General features: G+C 48.0%; 17 protein-coding genes and 2 pseudogenes. 12 read left to right on the top strand and 7 right to left on the bottom strand.

The features are described from left to right. Nucleotides 1–54: 54 nt before the first annotated feature. Entirely contained in the window at nt 55–1482 is a 1428-nt protein-coding gene (locus OXH18_RS00650) for an NADP-dependent isocitrate dehydrogenase (RefSeq protein WP_268610463.1), read from the bottom strand. A gap of 267 nt (nt 1483–1749) precedes the next feature. Here OXH18_RS00650 and OXH18_RS00645 point away from each other — a divergent pair, with 267 nt between their 5' ends. Together OXH18_RS00645 and OXH18_RS00640 are read left to right on the top strand one after the other, a co-directional pair. Next, nucleotides 1750–2421 carry a response regulator transcription factor gene (locus OXH18_RS00645; RefSeq protein WP_268610462.1) on the top strand — a complete coding sequence of 224 codons (672 nt, stop codon included), beginning with the start codon at nt 1750–1752 and terminating at the stop codon, nt 2419–2421. Nucleotides 2422–2588: 167 nt separating this feature from the next. Next, on the top strand, nt 2589–3335 hold the full coding sequence (locus OXH18_RS00640; RefSeq protein ID WP_268610461.1) for a GUN4 domain-containing protein: 747 nt from the start codon (nt 2589–2591) through the stop codon (nt 3333–3335). Between the two features lie 20 nt (nt 3336–3355). On the opposite strand, the gene OXH18_RS00635 is transcribed toward OXH18_RS00640, so the two are convergent. Then, a complete protein-coding gene (locus OXH18_RS00635) occupies nt 3356–4603 on the bottom strand; it encodes a BaiN/RdsA family NAD(P)/FAD-dependent oxidoreductase (RefSeq protein WP_268610460.1) in 1248 nt (415 codons plus the stop codon). Nucleotides 4604–4898: 295 nt separating this feature from the next. On the opposite strand from OXH18_RS00635, the gene ebsA reads away from it, so the two are divergent. The 5 genes from ebsA (at nt 4899) to OXH18_RS00610 (ending at nt 11594) form a co-directional block, all read left to right on the top strand. Further along, complete coding sequence (gene ebsA / locus OXH18_RS00630; RefSeq protein ID WP_268610459.1) at nt 4899–5273, top strand: type IV pilus biogenesis protein EbsA; 375 nt, start codon at nt 4899–4901, stop codon at nt 5271–5273. A gap of 1015 nt (nt 5274–6288) precedes the next feature. Next, nucleotides 6289–7605 (top strand): glycosyltransferase family 4 protein, encoded by a 1317-nt coding sequence (locus OXH18_RS00625; RefSeq protein ID WP_268610458.1) that lies wholly within the window; start codon nt 6289–6291, stop codon nt 7603–7605. Between the two features lie 116 nt (nt 7606–7721). Next, nucleotides 7722–8717: an NAD-dependent epimerase/dehydratase family protein gene (locus OXH18_RS00620; protein ID WP_268610456.1), complete on the top strand. Its 996-nt coding sequence runs from the start codon at nt 7722–7724 to the stop codon at nt 8715–8717. Beyond that, nucleotides 8717–9841: a DegT/DnrJ/EryC1/StrS family aminotransferase gene (locus OXH18_RS00615; RefSeq protein WP_268610455.1), complete on the top strand. Its 1125-nt coding sequence runs from the start codon at nt 8717–8719 to the stop codon at nt 9839–9841. Before OXH18_RS00620 ends, OXH18_RS00615 begins: the two co-directional genes overlap by 1 nt. A 661-nt stretch (nt 9842–10502) precedes the next feature. Beyond that, nucleotides 10503–11594 carry a phosphotransacetylase family protein gene (locus tag OXH18_RS00610; RefSeq protein WP_268610454.1) on the top strand — a complete coding sequence of 364 codons (1092 nt, stop codon included), beginning with the start codon at nt 10503–10505 and terminating at the stop codon, nt 11592–11594. A gap of 104 nt (nt 11595–11698) precedes the next feature. Here OXH18_RS00610 and OXH18_RS00605 read toward each other — a convergent pair whose 3' ends face one another. Continuing rightward, nucleotides 11699–13177, bottom strand: coding sequence for a sensor histidine kinase (locus tag OXH18_RS00605; protein ID WP_268610453.1), 1479 nt, complete (start codon nt 13175–13177; stop codon nt 11699–11701). A gap of 91 nt (nt 13178–13268) precedes the next feature. Here OXH18_RS00605 and OXH18_RS00600 point away from each other — a divergent pair, with 91 nt between their 5' ends. Next, nucleotides 13269–13943 carry a response regulator transcription factor gene (locus tag OXH18_RS00600; protein ID WP_268610452.1) on the top strand — a complete coding sequence of 225 codons (675 nt, stop codon included), beginning with the start codon at nt 13269–13271 and terminating at the stop codon, nt 13941–13943. Nucleotides 13944–14507: 564 nt separating this feature from the next. Beyond that, on the top strand, nt 14508–14711 hold the full coding sequence (locus tag OXH18_RS00595) for a hypothetical protein (protein ID WP_268610450.1): 204 nt from the start codon (nt 14508–14510) through the stop codon (nt 14709–14711). A gap of 116 nt (nt 14712–14827) precedes the next feature. On the opposite strand, the gene OXH18_RS00590 is transcribed toward OXH18_RS00595, so the two are convergent. Beyond that, nucleotides 14828–15088 (bottom strand): DUF7219 family protein, encoded by a 261-nt coding sequence (locus OXH18_RS00590; RefSeq protein WP_268610449.1) that lies wholly within the window; start codon nt 15086–15088, stop codon nt 14828–14830. Nucleotides 15089–15333: 245 nt separating this feature from the next. On the opposite strand from OXH18_RS00590, the gene metH reads away from it, so the two are divergent. After that, the gene (gene metH / locus OXH18_RS00585) at nt 15334–19014 is read left to right on the top strand and encodes a methionine synthase (protein ID WP_268610448.1); all 3681 of its coding nucleotides are present in this window, start codon (nt 15334–15336) and stop codon (nt 19012–19014) included. 18 nt (nt 19015–19032) lie between these two features. On the opposite strand, the pseudogene OXH18_RS25415 reads toward metH, so the two are convergent. Both OXH18_RS25415 and OXH18_RS25410 read right to left on the bottom strand, forming a co-directional pair. Beyond that, nucleotides 19033–19977 (bottom strand): annotated as a pseudogene (locus OXH18_RS25415) (sensor histidine kinase); the annotation flags it as partial. A 243-nt stretch (nt 19978–20220) separates the two neighbouring features. Next, nucleotides 20221–20943, bottom strand: a pseudogene (locus OXH18_RS25410) (transporter substrate-binding domain-containing protein); the annotation flags it as partial. 214 nt (nt 20944–21157) lie between these two features. Here OXH18_RS25410 and OXH18_RS00575 point away from each other — a divergent pair. Both OXH18_RS00575 and OXH18_RS00570 read left to right on the top strand, forming a co-directional pair. Next, entirely contained in the window at nt 21158–22357 is a 1200-nt protein-coding gene (locus OXH18_RS00575; RefSeq protein WP_268610446.1) for an anion transporter, read from the top strand. A 122-nt stretch (nt 22358–22479) separates the two neighbouring features. Further along, nucleotides 22480–24165: a hypothetical protein gene (locus OXH18_RS00570; protein ID WP_268610445.1), complete on the top strand. Its 1686-nt coding sequence runs from the start codon at nt 22480–22482 to the stop codon at nt 24163–24165. A 45-nt stretch (nt 24166–24210) separates the two neighbouring features. Here the strand turns inward: OXH18_RS00570 and OXH18_RS00565 are convergent, their stop codons facing one another. Then, on the bottom strand, nt 24211–24855 hold the full coding sequence (locus tag OXH18_RS00565) for a J domain-containing protein (protein ID WP_268610444.1): 645 nt from the start codon (nt 24853–24855) through the stop codon (nt 24211–24213). Nucleotides 24856–24906: the final 51 nt, after the last annotated feature.

Here is a 24906-nt window from a genome sequence, read left to right as displayed (position 1 = left end):
AGAAAGCTTACTCTTCAACCCCCAACCCCAACTCCCTATTCCCTACTCCCCAACCTAACCGTCAAATCGCTTGATGATCGCTTCGGCAAACTCCGAACACTTTAGAGGCGGTTCCACCGGGGGTTCCATCAGTCGTGCCAGATCGTAGGTAACTTCGCGATTAGAAATAGCGGTTCCAATCCCTTGCTTGATTAAATCTGCCGCTTCTTGCCAGCCTAAATACTCCAGCATCATGACACCCGAAAGGATCACAGAACCAGGGTTAATCCGATCGAGTCCGGCATGTTTGGGGGCTGTACCGTGAGTCGCTTCAAAAATAGCGCAAGCATCACCAATATTGGCTCCAGGGCCCATGCCCAAACCACCCACGATCGCCGCCGCCGCGTCCGAGAGATAATCGCCGTTTAGGTTCATGGTAGCCAAAATTGAATACTCGTCGGGGCGGGTTTGAATCTGCTGGAAAATGCTATCGGCAATGCGATCGTTCACCATAATCTTGTCTTTCCACTGCCCGTTACCGTGGGTAGACCAAATCGCATCGAGCACCGCGCGAACTTCATCACACACTTTCTGCTTTTTCTCTTCGGTCAAGGCATCAAAACCTGGTTCAATTTGCCGAGCATTATCTTCAATGCTGAGGTCTGGATCTTTTTCTTTGTTGCCCAAAATCCAAGATTCTCGCTCGGTAATACACTCCTGGCGAAACTCACTGGTTGCCAACTCATAGCCCCAATCGCGAAATGCGCCTTCAGTGTACTTCATGATGTTGCCCTTATGCACCAACGTCACCATTTGCTTGGGTTTTGGCAATCGTAGCGCATGGCGAATTGCTCGACGCACTAGCCGCTGAGAGCCTTTCTTACTGATGGGTTTGATGCCAATGCCAGAATCGAGGGGAATTTGCTTCTTGCCGTGCTCTGGCGTAGACGGAATCAAATCGTCGTTCAGCAGCTTGATCAAGCGATCGCCCACTTCGCTGCCCTGCTTCCACTCAATTCCCAGATAAATATCTTCTGTGTTTTCCCGGTAGACAATCACATCCAGTTTCTCCGGAGTTTTGTGCGGAGAAGGCGTTCCGGCATAGTACTTACACGGACGAATACAGGCATAGAGATCAAAAATTTGCCGCAGTGCCACATTCAACGAGCGAATGCCTCCTCCAATCGGCGTGGTCAATGGGCCTTTAATAGCCACCCCATACTCACGAATCGCCGTCAAGGTGTCTTCTGGTAAGTATTGATAGGTTCCGTACACCTCACAGGCTTCATCACCCGCATATACCTTGAACCAAACAATCTTGCGATCGCCTCCATACGCTTTCGCCACCGCTGCATCAAACACCCGCTGAGCCGCTGGCCAGATATCAACTCCCGTTCCATCTCCCCGAATAAAGGGAATAATAGGATCATGAGGAACAACCGGTTCGCCCTGCTCAAAGGTGATCCGTGATCCAACTTCAGGGGGCGTAATTTTTTCGTACATCACTAATGAGTTCTCCTGTGGTATTGCAGGACTGTTGGGTTAGTCAATTCAGATTTCAGTAGATTAGCGGATTTCACCTTCAAATCGTCTTGCCCATAAGCAAAAGTGAAGAAATTCGAACCCTTGATTTTTAAGAATTGTATAGATTGGATTTATAAAATCCTTACAATCTGGCGGTATGAATGGGTAGTAGATAGTGACATGAGTTGCTTTCGTAGAAGCAGAGTGCATTAGGCGTTGTTCGTTTGAGGTTAGATGGAAGTTTGAATGAAAAGGATCCTGATCGTTGATGACGATATCACCCTCAAAACTGCTCTAATCCGCTATCTACAAAATCGTGGATATTCAGTTCTAGAAGCGAGTTCTGGGGCTGAGGCGTTGGCAATGGTTGAGCAAAACCCGCCCGATGTGATTGTGTCGGATGTGATGATGCCAGAAATGGATGGGTTGGAATTTTGCCGGCGTCTGAGAGCAAGCCGGTCCGGACAATTAGTACCTTTTATTTTTTTATCTAGTCGTAAAGAATTAGACGATCGCATTCAAGGGCACCAGATGGGAGCCGATGACTATCTCATTAAACCGTTTGACCCTAAAGAATTAGTCGCCAAAATTGAATCTCAACTAGAGCGATCGCGCCGCATTCATTCCGAAATTGTCCGCCTCATACAGCAACAACCCGCCCAACCTCAACCTCCTGACCTAGTTCAAAGCCCTGAGCCGCTGCCATTGACACCCGCCGAAGAAAAAGTATTTTGGCAGGTAATTCAAGGCTACACTAACAAGCAAATCGGCGATCGGCTATTTGTCAGCCCTCGTACCGTCCAAACCCATCTCAGCAACATTCTCAGCAAATTAAACCTAGAGAGCCGATCGCAGCTAATTCGCTATGCCTTTGAGCGCGGTTATCACCCCCCCGCCGAGCGGGAAACAGGCAGCTAGGGCAACTCATTCAATGGACAGCCCATGGAGAAGCGTGGGGGATGAGGAAGCCAGGGTTTGTCAGTCAACTAGCCCATCCACCATTAAGAGTGCCTACAACAACGCTCATTCTTCCGCCTTCTCCCTCAACGTATTAAAGTGGGAAATGTGCCGTTTACAAAATGTTCATGCCTGACGTGCAGCCACCCAACACCAACACGCCTGAAAGCCGCTCTACCGAACAAAACACCGTAGATTATATGACTGACCTGCTCGATCGGCTCAAGTCGGAGTCTGTGCGCAATCAACTGCAATTAGTCAAACAACTGGCTGAGTCGGGTGAAACGGGTCGGAAAGGACTCATGACGTTTTTGCTGGAGCGGTCATCTCAATCGATGGGAATGATTGAAGGAGCCGCCTATCAAATTCTTTATGCAGACAATACGGCTGAGGCTCAAACCTTTTTACAAGCGCATTTCCCTCAGGGTATCGTGCCCTTACACTCTGAGCGAGACATTGACTATACTCCTTTGCAACAAGCGCTGGCCAAGCAAGATTTCCTGACAGCCGATCGGCTCACGCTGGAAAAGCTATGTGAGTTGGCCGGCGAGTTAGCCATTCAACGCAAATGGCTTTACTTTACCGAAGTTGAGCGCTTTCCTATCACGGATTTGCAGACAATCGATACGCTCTGGCGCGTTCATTCCGAAGGCAAGTTTGGCTACTCGGTACAGCGCGATGTGTGGCTGGGCGCAGGCAAGGATTGGGAAAAGCTGTGGACGCAAATTGGCTGGAAATCGGGAAACAACTGGACTCGATACCCCAATGAATTTACCTGGAGCTTGGCGGCTCCTAAAGGACACTTGCCTCTCTCGAATCAACTGCGAGGAGTGCGGGTGATCAACGCCCTGCTGTCTCATCCGGCTTGGCAATAAGTTGATGGTTTGATTATTCCCTACTCCTCACCGATCGCATGACCGGCAATCCAGCCAGTTGTCCAGGCGCTTTGAAAATTAAATCCTCCTGTAATGCCATCAATATCTAAAAGTTCGCCTGCAAAATAAAGATGCTCACAGCAGCGGCTCTGCATGGTTCTGAAATCAACGTCCTTGAGGCGCACGCCGCCACAGGTGACAAATTCTTCTTTGAACACGCCCTTGCCTTGAACGGCATAGCGTCCCTGGGTCAGTTGTTGCAGCAGTTGGTTGAGTGCTTTTTTGGATAAATCTGCCCAGCGATCGCCCGCCCTAATACCAGCCCGGTTGAGCAAATATTGCCATAATCGTCGCGATAGCTCAAACGGAGACGCCATCGCAATCGATCGCTTGCCTTGCTCTGCCTTAACCGACATCAGAACTTGGCGAAGGTGCTCTAGGTTGTGTTGCGGTAACCAATTGACCTGAAGATCGGCTCTGTATTGAGCTTTGTGCAGTAACCGTGCTCCCCAAGCTGAAAGTTTGAGAATGGCAGGTCCACTCATGCCCCAATGGGTAATCAGCAGGGGTCCGGTTTGCTCCAGTGGTTTCTCATCTGGCAGCAATAGTTTAATCTGTGTCAGCGGCACAGACACTCCGGCTAATTCTCGCAATTGCGTGTCAGCGATATTCAAGGTAAACAAAGACGGAACGGGCGGCTCGATCGAATGTCCCAAGGATTGCGCTAATCGATATCCTTGCGGATTGCTGCCAGTTGCTAACAGCAGTCGATCTGCCAAGAGGTCTTCGCCTGATCGCAATTTCAGCATAAATTTGCCGTCCTGCTGTTTCACCGTCATCACTGGCGCAGACGTTTTCACCACTACCCCTGCCCGATCAGCCGCCTCCTGCAAACAGTTCACCACCGTACTCGACTCATCGGTGACAGGAAACATGCGGCCATCGGCTTCGGTTTTCAAGTCCACCCCACGCTGCGCAAACCAGGCGATCGTATCGCGGGGTTGAAATCGGGTAAAGGCTCCTCGTAGGGCTTTGCCACCTCTAGGATAGTGCTGAATTAGCAGCGCTGGGTCAAAACAAGCATGGGTGACATTACAGCGGCCTCCTCCAGAAATTCGCACCTTTGCTAGGGGATGCTGACTCGCCTCTAATACCACCACGCGAGTGTGAGGATGGGCGTCTGCACAAGCGATCGCGGCAAAGAACCCGGCGGCTCCGCCACCCACTACCACAATCTGTAAGCCTTGCTCTAATTTCTGCAATCTCACTACCCTCGTCTCGTGTCTTGATCTGGTCTGGCTTGTTTATCGTGTAACTTCTATAGCCATAGCCAAAACAGCTACGACCATCTCTTGAGTTCGCTACCTATTGGGTATAGATCTGAACGAGTCAAATTGTCCTCACGGTCCCGCTGCTATTGATCATGCCAAATTTGACTCAGCCTGTGCCGAAATTTCCTGTCTCTTTGAAACTCAACCCTGATCTCTGGGAATACTAAAACACAAACACCATGCCGAATCATCCATAGCAGCACGCTTCGGTAATCCTGCAAAGAAAAGCACTATGTCTCTTGAGAAACTCCAACCAGCAAATCCTCGCGACGTTAATGTCTATGCTCCCTACTATCAAGGACGTAAACGCAGTGCCCTACCTTTAGCCATCAGCCTATATCAAACTGGCAACTTAGAGGGTACTCGCAAAATTGAAGGCGGAGATAGTATTTCGTTCGTGGCAAGTTGGAGTGTCTCATCATTGCCAGCCGATCTCACGCGCTGCCGATTGCAGTTTGATGGCAATGCCGAATTGAGCTATGAAGTGACGCTGGCAAACTTTGAGTTTGTTGATTTCTTAATTGAAGTATTGTTCTACTTCAAATCCAACCGCAGTCCTGATTTCTCGCAGGCGTTTTACCGAAAATTGCTCCGGTTAGATGATTAAGACTCAGTTCATAAGCTGTGACCGTGCTGATATCTTCGAAAACGATAAAGACGCCGATAACGGTGCTGCAAATGATAAATTGACTTCTTCATAGACACTTTACACATAAGTCCCATAGATTGCACCACGAATCAATTAGAAGCTTCGCTAGAATTAATTGGGTGATACAGGCATGAAGGAGATGAACAATCAAAAATCTCGAAATTAGTTGGATGATTCAGCGATCGATCAGGCAACGATCGCTCTAATAGGGTCTATCTACTTAAATGGTTGAGTTTAAATAATCAAGTTAAATAATCGAGAAAGCACTAGGAGAATGATTTAGTTAACCCAATGTCCTAGAGCGGTGCTTAACCTTTCTTAAAACCCAAGTAATGGTTTAATCAACAATCGGCTGTAACGTTTCTTAAACTCACCAATGTTGTAAACAGCACTAAAACAATTGCTTGCCACTTTCTCAGTCAGTCTTATGGTTCTTGATGATAATTTAATCATTTTAAGAAGGCTTGAACAGGATATGTCAGAATTTGTTGACTATCTCCTATAAATAGAATGAAAATTCTAGTATCAGTGCATTTCTACCAGTTTTTCAGAATTCTTCGTGCTGCGATCGTTCAAAAGATAGTCCAGTTTGAACTAGTTTTTTTGAACAAAGGGGAATGATGAGCATCGCTTGTTCTAAACCAATTGCGCACTTGTTGCTGCCCAAAGCCACGCAATAGCCCTCAACAATTGCTGCAAATAATTGCCACTCGTGGTGTTACAAGTCTCCTGTAGCCAACCGTCGCGTTCAATTCTTTCAGTCAATTACACCCCTGTGAACCGTTGGGTCTAATTGGCTTGAACGTTTGCGGATTTGTGAATAGCCCGATGTAAAGAAGCAAGGGTATTTCAGTTCGCCAGCCGTGTCTCTCAACGAGTTTGGCGAAACTGGATGCCCAAATTTGGGTGTGTCGTTACGTGCGCCAAGACAGTCAATAACAACCATCATTTTTATCGAGAAGGTATAGCCCGGATGAAAGTACTAATTGCCACTGAGAATGCATCGATGCGGATGAGTGGAGAAGCAGCCCTGCCAATTTATTACTTTGAGCGCCTGCGGCAACGCGGTGTGGATGTCTGGATGGTTTGTCATGAGCGCAATCGCGAAGAACTACGCGAGCGTTATCCTAACGATGAAGATTTTCAGAAATTTTACTTCATCGAAGACACGTCGTTGCAAAAGAAAATTAATAACGCTGGTGAATGGATTCCCTTCCGCGTTCGCGATCTGATTCTAGGTCAATGGGTACATTGGATTACTCAAAGCAGAGCGCGCCTTCTCGTTAAAGATCTAGTGAAGAAATTTGATATTCAGCTTGTGTTTGAACCCGCTCCCATTTCTCCTAAAGCCTTAAGCTGCATGTATGATGTGGGTGCCCCTGTCGCCATTGGTCCGTTGTGTGGTGGTATGGATTTTCCGCCAGCTTTTCGGCATCTCGAATCTCCGATCGGTCGAATTTCAACGCAACTTGGGCGGGTGATGTCGGAAATCGTGAATCGGATTGTACCTGGCAAAGTGCAAGCAGAAGTGCTGCTAGTGGCTAATCAACGCACCGCTAAGGCATTGCCCAAAGGTTGTCGGGGAAAAATCTACGAGGTGGTTGAAAGCGGTGTGGATTTGTCGTTGTGGAAACCCACGCCTCGTCCCATTAAAGACGCTAGCCAACCCACTCGTTTTGTTTACATGGCGCGGTTTGTCGATCAAAAGGGTATTCCGTTTCTGATTGAAGCCTTTAAGCAAGTGGCTGCTAAAACTAACTCAGTTCTAGAACTAATTGGAGATGGCGAACTGTATCAATCTATCAAGAATCAAGTGGCAGCCCTAGGACTACAAGATCGAGTGGTTTTCCACGGACGCTTACCTCTAGAAACCGCCGCCGAGTTGGTGCGCGAATGCGATGTGTATATGGTTCCTGCCATTCGCGATTGTGGTGGCTGTGCCATGCTAGAAGCGATGGCGATCGGAATGCCGGTGATTGCTGCTAATTGGGCTGGCCCGGGCGAATACGCTGATCCTAGCTGTGGCATTTTAGTAGACTTAAATACCCAGGAAGAATTTATCAATGGACTGGCGGCGGCGATGATTCGGCTGTCGGAATCTCCAGAATTGCGGTTGCAGATGGGTGAAGCTAGCCTGCAACGAGTGCGCAGTAATTATCTCGATTGGGATTCCAAAGTCGATCGGATTGTGGAAATCTTTGAGGAAACACTGGCAGCACAAAAGAAGAATTCATCTGTTTCCTATCGACCGTCACTGACTTGGAACAAATCCAACTTGGTTGAGCAGTAACGCTGAAGTGACGCAACAGGCTGATTACATTGTGTGTGATTGGTCTTTCACCTGAGGGCACTACCACATCAATTTCGCATCAATTCCAGAAAAACGATTGTAGATGTAACTTCAAAATGCTAGAAGAAGTCTATTTTGGTAAAAAAGTTCTCATTACTGGAGGACTCGGTTTTATTGGCAGCAATCTAGCCATTCGCCTGACCCATATGGGAGCCGACGTGACGATTGTCGATTCGATGATTCCAGATTACGGCGGTAATGTATTTAATATTGAACCAATCAAAGATAAAGTTCGCATCAACTTCTCCGATGTCCGAGATTCTCATAGCATGGAGTATCTGGTCAAAGGAAAAGATTATTTATTTAACCTAGCAGGACAAGTTAGCCATATCGATAGCATGACCGATCCGCTGACGGATCTAGACATAAACACTAGAGCGCAAGTGTTTATTCTGGAGGCTTGTCGCAAGTTCAATCCAACTGTGCGAGTGGTATTCGCCGGAACGCGCCAAATTTATGGGAAGCCACACTATCTACCGGTTGATGAAAAACATCCAATCTATCCCACTGATGTTAATGGCATCAACAACTTGGCAGGCGAGTGGTATCACATTCTTTACCACAACGTCTATGGACTGAATACGGTTTCTTTACGACTCACCAACACATTTGGACCGCGGCAATTGCTCAAACATAATCGTCAAGGATTTATTGGTGTGTTTGTGCGGCAAATCATTCAGGGCGAGAAGATTCGTATTTTTGGTGATGGGTTGCAGTTGCGAGATATGAATTATGTCGATGATGTCGTCGATGCTCTGTTATTAGCTGGAGCCAAAGAAGAATGTTATGGCGACATCTTTAACTTAGGTGGCTCAGAAGTGATCAGTTTGCTCGATTTAGTGAAATTATTAGTTGAACTAAATGGTGGCGGTGAATACGAGATTGTTCCGTTTCCGCCAGAGAAAAAACGCATTGATATCGGTGATTACTATGGCGACTGTCGCAAGTTCTCGGAGCTAACTGGTTGGCAACCTAAGACCCCGCTACGAGATGGCTTTACCGCCATGCTGTCGTACTACAAAGAACATTTACCTAAGTATTTGGAGCAGTGATGAAAATTCCATTTGGCGATTTGAAGCGGCAATATGATCAGCTTCGCGAACCGATCGATCGCGCCACACAGGAAGTATACAGCAGTGGCTGGTTTGTGTTAGGGCAACACGTTCAACGCTTTGAAGCAGAATTTGCAACTTACTGTGGTGCAATGCATGGGGTTGGCGTTGGCTCTGGAACCGAAGCCATTCACTTGGCTCTGCTGGCTTGCGGGGTTGAACCGGGTGATGAGGTGATTACTGTATCCAACACCTGTGTTCCAACGCTGTCAGCCATCTCATTTGCGGGTGCAGTTCCCGTATTTGTTGATATTGACGAAACGACTTACACGATTGATCCAGCCCGCATTGAGGAACGCATTACGTCGAAAACTAAGGCGATCGTACCAGTTCACTTGTATGGGCAGTGTGCCGACATGGACCCGATTCTGGAAATTGCCAACCGCTATGGGTTGGTGGTTGTGGAGGACTGTGCCCAAGCCACAGGAGCTAAATATAAAGGGCGTATGGCTGGCACAATGGGTCATGCAGGTGCGTTTAGCTTCTATCCCAGCAAAAACCTGGGAGCATTTGGCGATGGTGGTTTGGTGCTCACTAACAATGCCACGATTGCCGATCGGGTGACGAAGCTACGCAATTATGGACAGGAAAAGCGCTACTACCATGCCATTAAAGGATTTAATAGCCGCTTGGATGAACTGCAAGCCGCGATCTTAAGCGCTAAATTACCGTACTTGGATCAATGGAACGATCGGCGACGGCAGATTGCTAGCCGCTATGATCAAGCCTTTTCATCGTTGAATGTGGTCTGCCCCGTAGAAGCACCCGATCGGGTTCACGTCTACCATTTGTATGTGATCCGAGTCCCCCAACGGGAGCAGTTTCAAGCGTTCTTGGCAGAGAAAGGCATCGGCACCATCATTCATTACCCGGTTCCAGTGCACCTACAAGCGTCCTACTCTGAGTATCGTGATCAGGGAACCTATCTTCCCATCACCGAGCAACAAAGGCGTGACATCATCAGTCTGCCGCTTTACCCAGAACTCACGGACGATGAGGTGGATTACATCATTCACACAGTGGTTCAAGCCATGACCGCGAGTTCAGCGATTGCTGATTGCTAGCGCCTGATCCAAGACCCAGATCAGCACAGATAACTTGTTCCGCTGAGGGCGCTTCGCGAAGCGCCCTGACAGTGATACGAGTGTGTGCAGAACTGAAAGGAGGAGCGAAATCGCTCTGTTCTCCGGACTGCTTCTATGCAATCCATTACACAAAAGTCTCAGAAAGCTTTGGCGGGAAAAGATTTCAGGTTGTCATCGCCTGAAGCCCAAACGGGGCAAAAGGTGCAGAGGTTCTCAGGTTCAAACGAAATGAAAGCTTGGCAATGGCTGGATTGGTACCTTTAGAGCCTTATGGCGATCGTGACGGAATAGCATGTGAGGAATTGTTGTAGAATCCTTCTCCCTGCTCCCTGTCCCGTGTCCATTGTGACAGACTTGAGAAAAATAAATTCGCTACATTCGCTCATAACAACTCTCATACACCAGGCTAAGAAGTTGACTATGAGGGCAATTATTGTCGTCCCCGGCGCTGCGGAGTGGAGAGCAACCCGCTTTAACTGGCCATCGCCCCCGATCGAACGCAATCAATGAGATTTTATAAAAACTTGTAAAACTTTGGTAAAGATCAGTGAAACCACATCACTAAAATGATAGAAATGCACAGAACGAAGCTTAATGATGTTGAGTTCAGCATAACAGCGTTCAGTTTAGGAGTGAAGGTGTGCCAAAGTCCGCAAAGCATCTGTTAATTGGCTCATCGGAAGCCTACAGTGGTAAATCCGCCGTCATCCTGGGGTTGGCACATCAGCTTAAGGAAAAAGGGCTGTCAATTTCCTATGGCAAACCAATCGGAACCTGTCTGAGTGAGTCGAAAACAGACAATATTGACGAGGATGTTCGATTCATTGCACAAACGCTCGGCTTACCAAAGCAGCAGGTGTTGCCTACGCTGTTGTCCTTGGACGAAGCAACTATTACCCGACGGTTGAGTGGAATCGATCACGTTAATTATTACCACCAGCTTCAAGAGAGTTTGCATACTTCAACGGGCGATCTAGTGTTGCTAGAGGGGGCAGGGACGCTAGAAGAAGGGCGCCTCTTCAACTTATCCCTGTTGCAGATGACGGAGGCGATCGATGCCTCGGTTGTGCTGGTGGCGCGGTTTCGGTCGAGTTTGGTAGTAGAGTCGCTGTTGTCTGCGAAGCAGCAGTTGGGCGATCGGTTGGTAGGAGTACTAATTAACGATGTGCCACCTACCCATCTAGAAACGATAGATTCGTACATCAAACCCTTCCTAGAAAGGCACGAGATTGAAGTATTGGGGGTTTTGCCCTACAACGATATTTTGCGCAGTGTCAGCGTGGCGGAATTGGTACATCAACTCAATGCGGAGGTGGTCTGCCGACCCGATCGGCTAGATCTGATGGTGCAAAGCCTGAAAATTGGAGCAATGAACGTCAACTCAGCGCTAGAGTACCTGCGGAAAGGCCACAATATGGCGGTGGTCACGGGCGGCGATCGCACCGACATTCAACTGGCGGCCCTTGAAACATCGACCCAGTGCTTAATTTTGACGGGGCGACTGACTCCAAACTCGGCGGTTTTAAGCCGTGCTGAAGATTTGGAAATTCCAATCCTATCAGTAGATTTAGATACTCTCACCACCGTAGAAATTATCGATCGCACCTTTGGGCAAGTACGGCTTCACGAACCAATCAAAGTGCAAACCGTTCGCCAGATGATGGCTGACTATTTCAACGTCGATCGGTTGTTAGCCAAAATTGGCATGGAACCTGTGGCAACGGCTTCATAAATCTCTAACCTTGTATATTTAACCTTGATATATTTATGAGTCCGGGCGTTGCTGAACGCAGATAGGAATTGCCCTCATCTCCAACGCTGCTCCCGAGGGAGAAGCTAGGACTCTTGTTCCCGCTCCTTTGAGAGAGGGCTAGGGTGAGGGATGCGAGAAGCTCCAGCACGAGAATCATGCTTCTGTTCAGCAACGCCTGATTTTGTTTCAGGGGGAGCAGGCTGAGGCAGTTTCACCGTAAAGGTTGTGCCCACGTTGATCTGACTTTCTACCCTGATGTCCCCTCCATGCAGTTCAACACAGCGTTTGACCACAGCTAATCCAAGCCCCGTTCCCAATACGTCTCGGGCATTTTGCCCACGGGTAAACAAGTCATAAATGTGACCTTGTTCCTCGGTGGCGATGCCAATGCCTTGATCTTGCACCTGAAACGTAACCGCCTCTGGTTCGCACCGGAGCGTCAATTGTACCGGGCTGTGAGCCGGAGAAAATTTGATCGCATTGGACAGTAAATTGCTGAGGATAGAGTACAGCAACTTCTCATCTACATAGGCATGAGTGCAAGTCCCCTGCTGTTGAAAGGCGATCGATCGTTTCGGTTCCCCAACAAGCTGAAAATCTTCGACCAAATTGAGACAAAACGTTTGCACCTCCACCCATTCGGGTCGATACTCTAACTTGCCAGCATCGGCCCGCGCCAGGGTGAGAATATCGCTGAGTAGCTGCGTCATCATCTTGGCAGAAGACTGAATACGATAGAGATTCTTGAGTTTGCTAGGCTCGATTTGAGATTTGAGGCTTTCATCAAGCAGTTGCGCCGATCCCAAAATTAGGCTCAGGGGGGTACGAAATTCATGAGAGACTAACGAAAACAATTGCAGCTTCAATTCGCTCAATTCTTTTTCCTGAGATAGAGTTCGTTGCCGAGTTTCTGCAGCTTGGCGCTTAAGCATTTGACGGTAAAGCAGAATATAGACACCCAAGAGAATTCCGAAGGTTAGCAGCGTTCCCAATGGCTCAATCAACATTCTGATCTGAAGATTAGATTGAGACTGTTCAAGTTGAAGTTGTAATAATTCTTCTTCTTTTGACTCCAGTGCTTTAATTAATTGGCGAATATCGTTTTGATTTTGCCGACTCTGAGTAATCAGCGGATCGTTCGCTAGAACGGTGACATTTTTCTGCCGATAAAATTCAATCGACTGATTCAGTAATTGAACCCGTTCATTAATTAAAGCTTCAAGTTGATCAAATCGCTGCTGTTGAATAGGGGTATCCTCAAGTGGCGATCGCAAGGCTGCCAAAATTTGGTCAAGATTTTCGATCGCCCGGTTGTACTGCTCTAGTTCCGTCAAATCATCAAATAAAACGTAGCCCCAGCGTCGCGACTCAATGTCTGCCAACGTTGCCGACAAATCGGTGAGTTGATCCAGGACTTCATTAGTTTGTCGCACCTGGGTAGCGCTTTTCACTAATTGGGCCGCATTTTGATAAGACGTAATACTGACCGCACTCATCAATGCGATCGCTGCCACAAAGCCACCTGTAATCCATTTTTCAGCAGAAAACCATTTCAATGTCATCTCAAATCATCAGCGCAGCCTGAGTGAATAGGGGAGGGGTAGACTTGGATAAAGATAGACAATTAAGACCTCATTGTTCCAGGATATTGCAATGCGAATTTTAGTCGTTGAAGATGATGCTCAAATTGCTGATATGTTGGCAGAAGCATTAATTAATCGTCAATATAAAGTCGATATTGCTCAAGATGGCAAAGAAGCCTGGGATTGGATAGAAATGCTGGACTATGACCTTATTCTTCTGGATATTACGCTACCTAAAATCAATGGCATTCGCTTCTGCCAACAACTGCGCGATCGACATTTCTCGATTCCTATTTTGATGTTAACGGCACGTGATACCATTGCCGACAAAATTGTTGGCTTAGATGCAGGGGCCGATGATTACATGGTGAAACCATTTGACCTTGAGGAACTAATGGCGCGAATTCGAGCGTTGCTGCGGCGCGGCAGTTCAACGGTGCGGTCTAACCTCTGCTGGGGCCATTTGTGCCTTAACCCCAACACCTATGAAGTCGTCTATGGCGATCGCTTGTTGAACTTAACCCCCAAAGAATATGCATTGCTAGAATTACTGATTGCCAATGGCCGCCGCGTGCTCAGCCGCCCAGGAATCATCGAACGCCTGTGGGCACTGGACGATTCTCCAACCGAGGAAGCTGTAAAATTTCACATCAAAACCCTACGACAAAAACTCCGCAGCGTGGGCGCACCCGATGATCTAATAGAAACGGTTCATGGACTGGGCTATCGATTAAAACAACTGTAAACTCCCGGTTTCCTCCCGATTCTCTCCCAAGTTTCCAACATTCAACCACTACATTAAAGTCGAGTGCTTAAGCGCATTTCAGATTAGCCTACATGCCTCATGCACTCCCCACGCCACCCCAGTCTTTCTGCTCAGATTGGGGGGTTTTTTCTTATTTACAAAAATAAAACTCGATCGTGCACCAGATGAGCGAGATGCAGGGATAGGGATTACCTGGATGGATCTGACCCACTAGCGGTGCATTTAGGTGCATTTAGGTGCATTTAATTGATCTTTGAATGATTAAACAGTATTGCTGATGGTGGGTGAAGCAAGGTCACATTGCGTAACGTGATCCGACAGTTTAGCTTCCTGATTGTTTAGCAGAAACTGTGGATTTACTTCATTTCGTCCCCTGATGCAGATAAATCAGTTAGATTTGGCCTTCAGCTTGCTTTCATAACAAAATAGCTGCCGATTTCCCTAAACTAGCAAGAGTTTAAGTGCAGAGGCAAGAACAGCGGTATGATGATTTATGGTTAAGAAAAGGTTAAGAAATTAACCAGGTGCTGAGCAGGGATGAGGATGATATCTCCAGAAAATTTTCAGGCAGGAACGAGAGTTGAGATTCTGTACCCAGAGACGATGGTGGGCAAAATTGGTGTCATTCTTGGTCCCGAAGTGCTTGGAGACGGCCAACCTAGCGATCGGTGGTTAATTCAAGTTGAGGAAGAGGCTGAAGCGACGGTTTTATCCTTGTCTCCAGATGAATTTCGCTTGCTTCGATGAGTGTGTAGGCGACAAATCAGGTTTGTAAAACCCCACGGAACTAGGTATCACTGGCGTGCGATCGTTTCCCACTCGATGCTTGAATGGTTTCTCTCACTCTATCTTCATTTCTCGCTTTATTTCTCGTCTGAAGAGTCTGTGCCGATTCCCAGTTGCTTTCGGCTTTTTTTCAGTTGCTTATAGAGTTGTTTAATTTCTTGGTACGCTTCTTCAGGGCTTAGTTTCCCCCCCGTTTCTAGGCTACAGATATAAGACACCCGCTGAGCAAATTCCTGTAAGTTGGCATTAAACACTAAATTAGGTGGGGTGAACTTGCCATAATAGCGACTGCGAGGGTAAAAAAACTTGTTGCGTTCTTCTTTATCAAATTTGCTCATAGGACTACTTATCTGCGGTGTATTGCAGCGGGTGCCATCGGTCATATTTCATCCTATCTAGATTGCCCAGCTAGGGCCAGCCATATCTCCAAAATCCCTCTAAAGACAGACAAGTAAATTTAGAGTCGTGGGAAGTCTACGCTGGCGATTAAACTGCGCAGATTAAGTAGAGGATGTAATCTAAGAATACAATCATTTCTTGACACACCTCTTAACGTACCCCGCTAGCGCTTAGTTGCCTGCTCATGAATAGTCTCTTCCTTGCTCGTCTGCATAGTTCCGATCGTCCTGTGATTGTCTTTGATGGAGCCATGGGCACTAACATTCAGGCTCAAAACCTCACGGCCGACGACTTTGGTGGGGCCAACTATGAAGGTTGCAATGAATATCTTGTCATCACAAAGCCAGACGCAATTGCCACGGTACATCGTGATTTCTTGGCCGCCGGAGCCGATGTCATCGAAACTGACACCTTTGGTGCTACCTCGATCGTGCTAGCAGAATACGACTTAGCCGAGCACGCCTATCACCTCAATAAAACAGCAGCCGAGTTGGCCAAGCAGTGCGCCACAGAATTTTCAACTCCTGAAAAACCGCGCTTTGTGGCGGGTTCAATGGGCCCGGGTACAAAGCTGCCCACGTTGGGGCACATCGACTTTGATACGCTGAAAGCGGCTTACATTGAGCAAGCCACTGGGTTGTATGACGGTGGGGTCGATTTGTTCATTGTGGAAACGTGTCAAGATGTATTGCAAATTAAAGCCGCACTGAATGCGATCGAGGAGGTATTTGCCAACAAGGGCGATCGCCGACCGTTGATGGTATCGGTGACGATGGAAACCACTGGAACTATGCTGGTGGGTTCCGATGCGGCAGCAATGCTGTCAATTTTAGAACCCTACCCCATCGATATATTGGGGCTAAATTGCGCCACTGGGCCCGATCGCATGGCTGATCACATTCGCTATCTCTCTACTAATTCGCCGTTTGTGATTTCCTGCATTCCCAACGCAGGCATTCCCGAAAACATTGGTGGCCATGCCCACTACAAGCTAACGCCGATGGAATTGCGAATGGCATTAATGCATTTTGTCGAAGATTTGGGTGTACAGGTGATTGGTGGCTGCTGTGGCACTCGTCCTACTCATATTCAGGAACTAGCCGAGATTGCCCCTACTCTCAAACCCAAAGACCGCCCGGTTCGCAAGCCGCAGATTGGAGGGGGTGGGGAAGATAGGGCAGACTATTCGTCGCTACCGTCCCCATCCTCTCCAGCTTCCTCACCTTCCTCAATTCCCTCATCCCTTCGCCAAGCCCTCAACTACACGCCTTCCGCCGCTTCTATCTATTCGGCTCAACCCTACGATCAAGACAACTCGTTCCTGATTGTAGGCGAACGTCTCAATGCCAGCGGCTCAAAAAAGTGTCGCGAGATGCTGAATGCCGAAGACTGGGACGGTTTGGTGGCGCTGGCTCGATCGCAAGTCCGCGAAGGGGCGCATGTTTTGGACGTGAACGTAGACTACGTGGGGCGTGATGGAGTGCGCGATATGCGAGAGTTGGTATCGCGACTTGTCACCAATGTCAATTTGCCACTGATGCTGGACTCGACCGAGTGGCAAAAGATGGAAGCAGGGCTGAAGGTGGCTGGCGGCAAGTGCATTCTCAATTCTACTAACTATGAAGACGGCGACGATCGCTTTTTCAGGGTGTTGGAATTGGCCAAGCGATACGGAGCAGGCATTGTTGTCGGCACGATCGACGAAGACGGCATGGCCCGATCGGCGGAACGCAAATTTGCCATTGCCCAACGAGCCTATCGCGATGCACTGGAATATGGGATTCCCGCCTATGAGATTTTCTACGACCCGCTGGCGTTACCAATTTCAACAGGGATCGAAGAAGATCGCGTGAACGCAAAGGAGACGATCGAAGCCATTCGCTTAATTCGCGAACACTTGCCCGGTGTGCATGTCATTCTGGGCGTTTCTAATGTGTCGTTTGGCTTGAGTCCGGCGGCGCGGATTGTGCTGAACTCCATGTTTTTACATGAAGCTATGGCAGCGGGCATGGATGCGGCGATTGTTAGTGCGGCTAAGATTTTGCCGCTGGCCAAGATTGAGCCAGCCCATCAAGAAGTCTGTCGGCAACTGATCTACGATCAACGCCGTTTTGAAGGCGATGTCTGTGTCTACGATCCGCTGACGGAATTGACGACGCTGTTTGAAGGGGTTTCCGCTAAAGACACCCGATCAAAACATGGGCTGGCCGAATTGCCGATCGAAGAACGCTTGAAGCGCCACATCATTGACGGTGAGCGCATTGGCTTAGAAGATGCTTTGAGTGTGGCGCTGCAACAGTATCCGCCGCTAGATATCATTAACACGTTTCTGTTGGATGGCATGAAGGTAGTCGGTGAATTATTTGGTTCTGGACAAATGCAGTTGCCGTTTGTGTTGCAATCGGCGGAAACGATGAAAGCAGCGGTGGCTTACCTAGAGCCGCACATGGAAAAGTCCGAGTCGGGCAACCATGCCAAGGGCACCTTCATCATTGCCACGGTGAAGGGTGACGTACATGACATTGGCAAAAACCTGGTGGATATCATCCTCACCAACAATGGCTATCGCGTGATTAATCTGGGCATTAAGCAGCCCGTTGATAACATCATTGATGCTTACTACGAACACAACGCCGATTGCATTGCCATGAGTGGACTGCTGGTGAAATCAACGGCGTTCATGAAGGAAAATCTGCAAGTGTTTAACGATCGAGGCATCACGGTTCCCGTCATTCTGGGTGGAGCCGCCCTCACTCCTAAATTCGTCTACGATGATTGCCAAAACACCTACAACGGCCGCGTGATTTATGGCAAAGATGCCTTCTCCGATCTGCACTTCATGGACAAGCTGATGGCCGCCAAAGCTAAGGGCGAGTGGGAAGATCTGACGGGATTTCTGCATGAAGCAGAGCTAGAACCTGCCCAAACCAACGGATCGCGGTCAGAGACCACCGCTGAGGTGATCGAGGAAATGGCCCAGCACACAGAAGCCCTGAGCCTGCAAGCTTCCGCAACTGACACCACCCGCTCGGATGCTGTAGCTGTGGAGATCGATCGGCCCACACCGCCTTTCTGGGGCACGAAAGTTCTGCAACCGGCAGACATTCCGATCGACGAGGTGTTCGACTATCTTGATCTGCAAGCCTTGATTGCTGGACAATGGCAATTCCGCAAACCCAAGGAACAGACTCGCGAAGACTATGACGCCTTTTTGCAAGAGAAAGTGTACCCAGTTTTGGAGCAGTGGAAGCAACGGATTGTGAATGAAAATCTGCTGCACCCACAAGTCGTTTATGGCTATTTCCCCTGCCTAGCCGACGGCAACTCCCTGCACCTCTATGATCCCTCAACCCCAACCCCCCAATCTCCGATTGCTACCTTCCACTTTCCACGCCAAAAGTCCTTACGTCGCCTCTGCATTGCCGATTTCTTTCGCCCGATCACCGACAAGCCGTTTGATGTATTCCCTATGCAAGCAGTGACGGTGGGTGAGATTGCTACCGAGTTCGCCAAGCAGTTGTTTGAGGCCAATCAATATACCGATTATCTCTATTACCACGGGTTAGCGGTGCAGATGGCCGAAGCCCTGGCAGAATGGACTCATGCTCGCATCCGGCGAGAGTTGGGCTATACAGCGCAAGAACCCACCAGCATCCGTGATATTTTGGCTCAGCGCTATCAAGGCTCTCGCTATAGCTTCGGCTATCCAGCCTGTCCCAATATTCAGGATCAGTACACCTTGCTGGAGCTATTGAATGCTGGGCAAATTGGCTTGCACATGGACGAAAGCGAACAGCTTTACCCAGAGCAATCGACAACCGCGATCGTAGCCTATCATCCCGCCGCCAAGTACTTCAGTGCCTAGTCCTCAAGACGGTTACGTCTAGGCGGCTTGAAGTTGGCAGAAATTCCAGGTTGGCAACGTAATGATAAACTCTGCGCCTTGTCCCAACTGCGAGGTTACGGTCAACGTACCACGATGTTTTTCAACGACAATTTGATGGGCGATCGCTAGTCCCAATCCGGTGCCTTTGCCCACTTCTTTGGTTGTGAATAAGTGGTCGAATATCTGATGCTGCACAGCTTCAGTCATACCGACTCCATTGTCGCGAATGCAGATGCGAATTTTGTCAGTGGGTTGCAAGTCTACGGATGGTGCAATTTTTCCAAAATTGATTGGCAGACAGTCTGTTTGAATCCAGATAATCGGGTCACTCCGATCGCTTGCCTCTAGTGCTTCGATGGCATTGCTCAAAATATTCATAAATACCTGATTAAGTTGCCCAGCATAGCACTCAATGTCAGGAATGTCGCCATAGTCTTTGATAATCTGAATGGGTGCTCGGTTGGCTGTGGCCTTCAAACGATGTTTCAGAATTAGCAGTGTGCTGTCTAGCCCTTCATGAATATTAAAGCGTACTAGTTGATTATTATCTGCACGAGAGAAAATTCTAAGGCTGGTGCTAATGGTTTGAATCCGAGTCACACCTTCTTGCATTGACCGAATCAGCTTCGGTAGATCCTCTTTCAAGTAGGCAAGATCGATCGCCGCCATTTCCCTGACAATCTCAGTTCCGGGTTCTGGAAACGTGTGTTGATAGAGATCAAGTAAATGCAGTAAATCATGAATGTATTCATGGGCTGGTTGCAAGTTGCCCATGATAAACCCCAGTGGATTATTGATCTCATGAGCGATTCCGGCTACCAAATTGCCCAACGCCGACATCTTTTCGTTTTGTATAAGTTGTAACTGAATTTGCTGTAGCTCTTGTAGAGTTTGGACTAACTGTTCAGACTTTTCGCGCTCTCTTGTCTCACTAGAGCGCAATGCTAATTCAATCTGTTTTCGTTCTGCGATTTCTTTCTGTAGTTCCCTAGTGCGTCGATTGACCTGCTTTCTTAAAGTAAGCGACCACATCAGAATACCGAGTAACCCGATCGCCCCAGCAAGACCAACTTTCCGAATCAATTGGAACGTTTCTTCTCTCGCTTGGCTATACGGATCGATCGCCCCAAACCACTGATCATAAATTTCATCGTACTTGCCATTGGCTTTGATAATATCGAGTCCTTGATTCAGCCGCAGCAGCAGTTCTGTGTCTCCTTCTTTCACCGCAAACGAGAAGCCACGTTCGCTAATCTGTATTGGTTTGCCTGCTACTTCCAGGTTTGTCAATTGCAAATCCTGAGTCAGCAGCAATCCAGGCAACATGGGAACAAAGGCATATTCATACTTTCCAGAGGATATCAAGCGCAACGCATCTGCCAGTTCTGTAACTAAGGTTAAATTGACAGATAGGTTTTGCTGAAGTAAGTAATCGTGGGCTGCATCTGATTTCATCACAACCACCGTTTGATCGCGCAAATCTTCTAGAGATTGCACCGAGCGACTACCTTTGCGAGTAAAGATGGCTGCATAGGAAGCAGTATGGGGAACTGTAAAATCAAATAGTCGATCGCGCTCTTTGGAATAACTCACCAGTGGCAGCACATCAATTTCTCCTTGTTTTAGGGCAGTGCGCACTTCGCTCCACGGCCCTACCGTAAACTGCAACTCCACGTCCATAACCTCTGCCACTGCTTTAATGAGATCTACACTAAAGCCATCTGCTTCTCCTTGTTCGTTTACAAGAGCATAGGGCGGATAGTCGAGTTCACTGCCGACAAGCCACGTTTCTTTGGGTGGTAGAGTTTCAGGAGTGACTGCCTGAACAATACTGCTAGTTGACACCGATAATACCGTGCTAACCAGCAACGCTCCTAAGTAGTAGAGCGGTTTCAAGGTATAATTCATGGCCAACTAAATTCTAACTGCGTGGTTGAGATGAACTGATGCTAGAATGCCCGCTCTACCCTCAGTCCGAACAGGAGTCGCTTCGATCAGTAAAAACGTTTTAGAGAGTGACTGATGGGGCGCTACATCAACAACGCGACCGAGTTACCCATATGCCCTTCCACTTAGTCAAGGAGATGCAGCGTGTGACAAATCCATCGCAAGACAGCAGTTTATGCTAATTCGCCAAGCGATCGTCTATGGAGTGCTGAGCATCAGTTATGTTGGATTAGCACTGGGCTATTTACCAGGACTGCGCATGAATCGAGCCACGATCGCACTGGTGGGTTCGGCGCTGTTGGTGGGATTAGGCGTCCTAGATTTAGAAGCCGCATGGCAAGCAATCGACCCTACTACCATTATTTTTCTGCTGAGCATGATGGTGGTCAATGCCAACTTGTCCTATTCAGGTTTCTTTCAATTGGCACTGGCGGCGTTAATTCGACTAACGCGCAGTCCGCTAGGAATTTTGACCGTGCTGACGGTGGGAACCGGTCTGCTCTCTGCTTTCTTTCTCAACGACACGATCGCCATTATTTTCACCCCCCTTACCATTAGCTTGGCACAAACGTTGGGATTGAATCCTATTCCCTATCTGCTGGCAATTGCAGGAGCCACGAATATTGGTTCGGTGGCCACTCTCAGCGGCAATCCTCAAAATATCTTGATTGGCTCTTTTTCTGGCATTGCTTATGCTGATTTTGCCCGTGTGCTAATGCCTGTAGCGGTCGTGGGGTTGCTGGTGCAAATTGGCTTGCTGTGGCTATTGTACCCAGCCGTGCGATCGATCGGGCCTGCTGATAATTGCCCACTGATTCGTCCGCGCCTATATAAACCCCTGTTTACGAAAACCGTCATTATTACGAGTGCGTTGCTGATTGCCTTTGTGGCAGGTGTTCCGGTGGCAACAGCGGCCTTTGTTGCCGCTGCTCTCCTGTTGATTACGCGCCGCATCAAACCCCAGCGAGTGTTACGGGAGGTAGATTGGAATCTGTTGGTGTTGTTCTCAGGGCTGTTCATTCTAACGCGCTGCACGCAAAAGCTAGACCTCTTAAGCTGGTTGTCTGGTTGGGTGGGGCCGCCGTTATCACTGATTGGTATCACAGCAGTGCTGTCTAACCTCATCTCCAATGTGCCAGCCGTCTTACTGTTGCAACCACTGATTCAACCGGACGATACTCGATCGTGGCTCTTGCTAGCGGCGAGTTCAACCCTAGCAGGTAATCTAACTTTGTTTGGAGCGGTGGCTAACTTGATCACCGCTGAAGCTGCTGCCAACTTGGGCTACAAGCTTTCCTTTTGGGAACATTTGCGCTTTGGGCTACCGCTGACCCTAATCACCCTAGCAGTTACGTACATTTGGGTTGTGCGCTAAAACAGGGTTAAACCAAAGAGGCAGATCAATTTCATTAAGACCAATCGCGGGATAGAGTTTAGGCGAGTGAACAGAACGGTATAGTAGCAGCACCTTAAGCTGGAGCCATAGTACGTGCAGAAATGAAGCGCTCACTCGATCAAGATGACCCTACTGAACCAACTGAATTTAATACTGTCCAGCCAGATATTATCGAGCAAAAGCTCTTGGGAGCCGGGCGATCGGGCGAAGTTTTTCTGCTGAAAACAACTGAGCAACAAATTGCCAGAAAAATCTTTTTTGCCGATCCACTGGCGAATCTAGTTCACTATATCTTTTCAGGTGCACCGAATCCCTATATCTGGAACGAAGATGCGATCTGGTGTGCCTATTATCGTCGCAAAATTCTAAGCGATCTCATCCAGGTTTGGTTTGGTTCTTACCTTCAAGTTGCGGATGCATTGAGCGTTGATTGGCATTGCCAAAAGCGGGCTTATCAACTCGATGCCCAGTTTGTGCAGGGTCGAGCAGTCGCGCTGCGTCAACCCTTTCGGCAAGGTAAGGATGAAGAGTTTCCAGAGTTGGTTCATCATATTATGCGACCGTTGCAACGCAAGTTGATTGAATCGGGATGTGACGGTTTAGTGTGGCAGGCTGGTAAAGGTAATCCAGTAGCGTTGAATAATTTTCTATTGACTGAATCATCGGCTGAAGCTGATATAAATGGTAATGAAAATAGTAATGACGATCGAGCCGTTCCTCACTTTGTTTGGATTGATTTAGAATCCGGTGTACCAGCCCTGTTTCCGTTAAACATTCTGACTCTGTTTTCCTTTTATATTCCTAAATCACTACATCACAAACAAGCTTTATTTGATGATATTGATACCGCAAAGCTCATGCAATTTATTCAGCACGATCGCGCTGATATTACAGTCGAACTTGGTGAAAAGAAATATATCCAACTCATAGAAAAAATCAAACAATTAGAACATCATCAGCGACGATGGAAATCTTTGCGACGAGTCGATCGCAGTATTCAATATCAATATAAAAAAGGACGAATTACAGCCACACAAGCTCAATGGTATACCCGTCATCCAATTGCGTGGTATGGGCGAGAAATCGGACGAGGTCTGCGTCAGGGCTTACGTGGGCTTTTTGTCACTCTTCCTCTTAAGATTGCTGACAAAATTCAAACACTTCAACTTAAAAAGTTCCTTGCAACTCTAGGAAAATTAATCATCTCTCAATCCTATCGGTTAGAGTTTACCCGCGATCATGTGGGCGATCGGATCAAGCAGTGGCAATCTCGTCAACAACTATCCACCGATGAAACCGAGTATTTGTTATCTCGACTCTACAGTGAACACTCCAGCGATTATCTCGTAGATTTCAGTATGCACGTAGCCTTGAAGCTCCTGATTTATGGCTTTGAAGTCACGTTTTTGCCGATACTCTATGCTCTTGGCTGGATTAATGAAGTGGGTGCAGGTATCTTATTTCTACTAGATGGCCCAATTGCGCGATCGACTTACACGGGCATTCGCATGACACAGTACACTGCACAAGGCAAATCGATGCCTTGGCTTGCCCTCCTTGTCGGCTTAATCCCGGTGATTGGGACCATTGCCTTTCCGTGTCAATTGATCTACTCGGCTGGAAGACAGCGGGGTAAAGTTGCCCAATTCATCGTGTATGATTCATTCACGCGCCTCGGTCAGAAAATTCCAATTTATGGGGGTGAAGACACCTCAACTGAGCATTTCTTCAATCGTTTGGGGCATCGAATCATTCAAGCGCTGAGTTCCCGTCATCGTGCAACATAGTTTGGCTCACCCTAGCTCGACCTCATTGATGTGGGCTGTAATTCGCTATCGTGATTCCACCTGTTGAATCTGCTGTAAATCGCGAGCAATTTCCTGGGAGAGCGATCGATTGTGGGGATCGACCCGCAAGGCCTTTTGTAAATAGCGTTTGGCCTTTTCGGCTTGTTTCAGGCTGACCAAATATCGAGCAAAGCGCTGATAGGTGATGGCTTGCCACTGTCGCACCTCAATATCTTTAGGCAATCGATGCGCCAAGCCTTCAATGAGGGTAACCGCCCGTGGAAAGCGTTGTTCACGCAATAGCTGCTGCAATTGCTCATACGATTCTTGCTTCAACTCACAATCGATCGCCGACAAGTCAGGAGTGATATGAATCGATGGCTTCTTCTGAAGTGGGGGAGCGGACGCTGATGGTGCTGGTGAAGGAGCAGGTGGCGGAGAAGTCACGGGCAGAGAAGAGCCAGAAGCAGACGCCGATTGACGAACAGACGATCGTGATGGTTGGATCACACTTGTCAAGCGTCTGTAGGCTTCGGTAATTTGGATAAATTTCTCTTTTGCCTGTTGCTGATTGGTTGGATTGGCATCAGGATGATATCGTCGCGCTAAACGGCGATAGGCTACTTTCACATCCTCATAGGATGCCCCCATCCTCAACCCTAACAATCGGTAGCAGTCTGCAATTTCCATTCACCAATCATGGCAGAACTTATGCCAAATTCTGCCATTATCACTTTAAAT

It is taken from the genome of Thermocoleostomius sinensis A174 (assembly GCF_026802175.1).
Lineage (GTDB): Bacteria > Cyanobacteriota > Cyanobacteriia > Elainellales > Elainellaceae > Thermocoleostomius > Thermocoleostomius sinensis.
The sequence above is the reverse complement of the archived record's forward strand: the minus strand, read 5'-3'. Positions and strand labels throughout refer to the sequence as shown.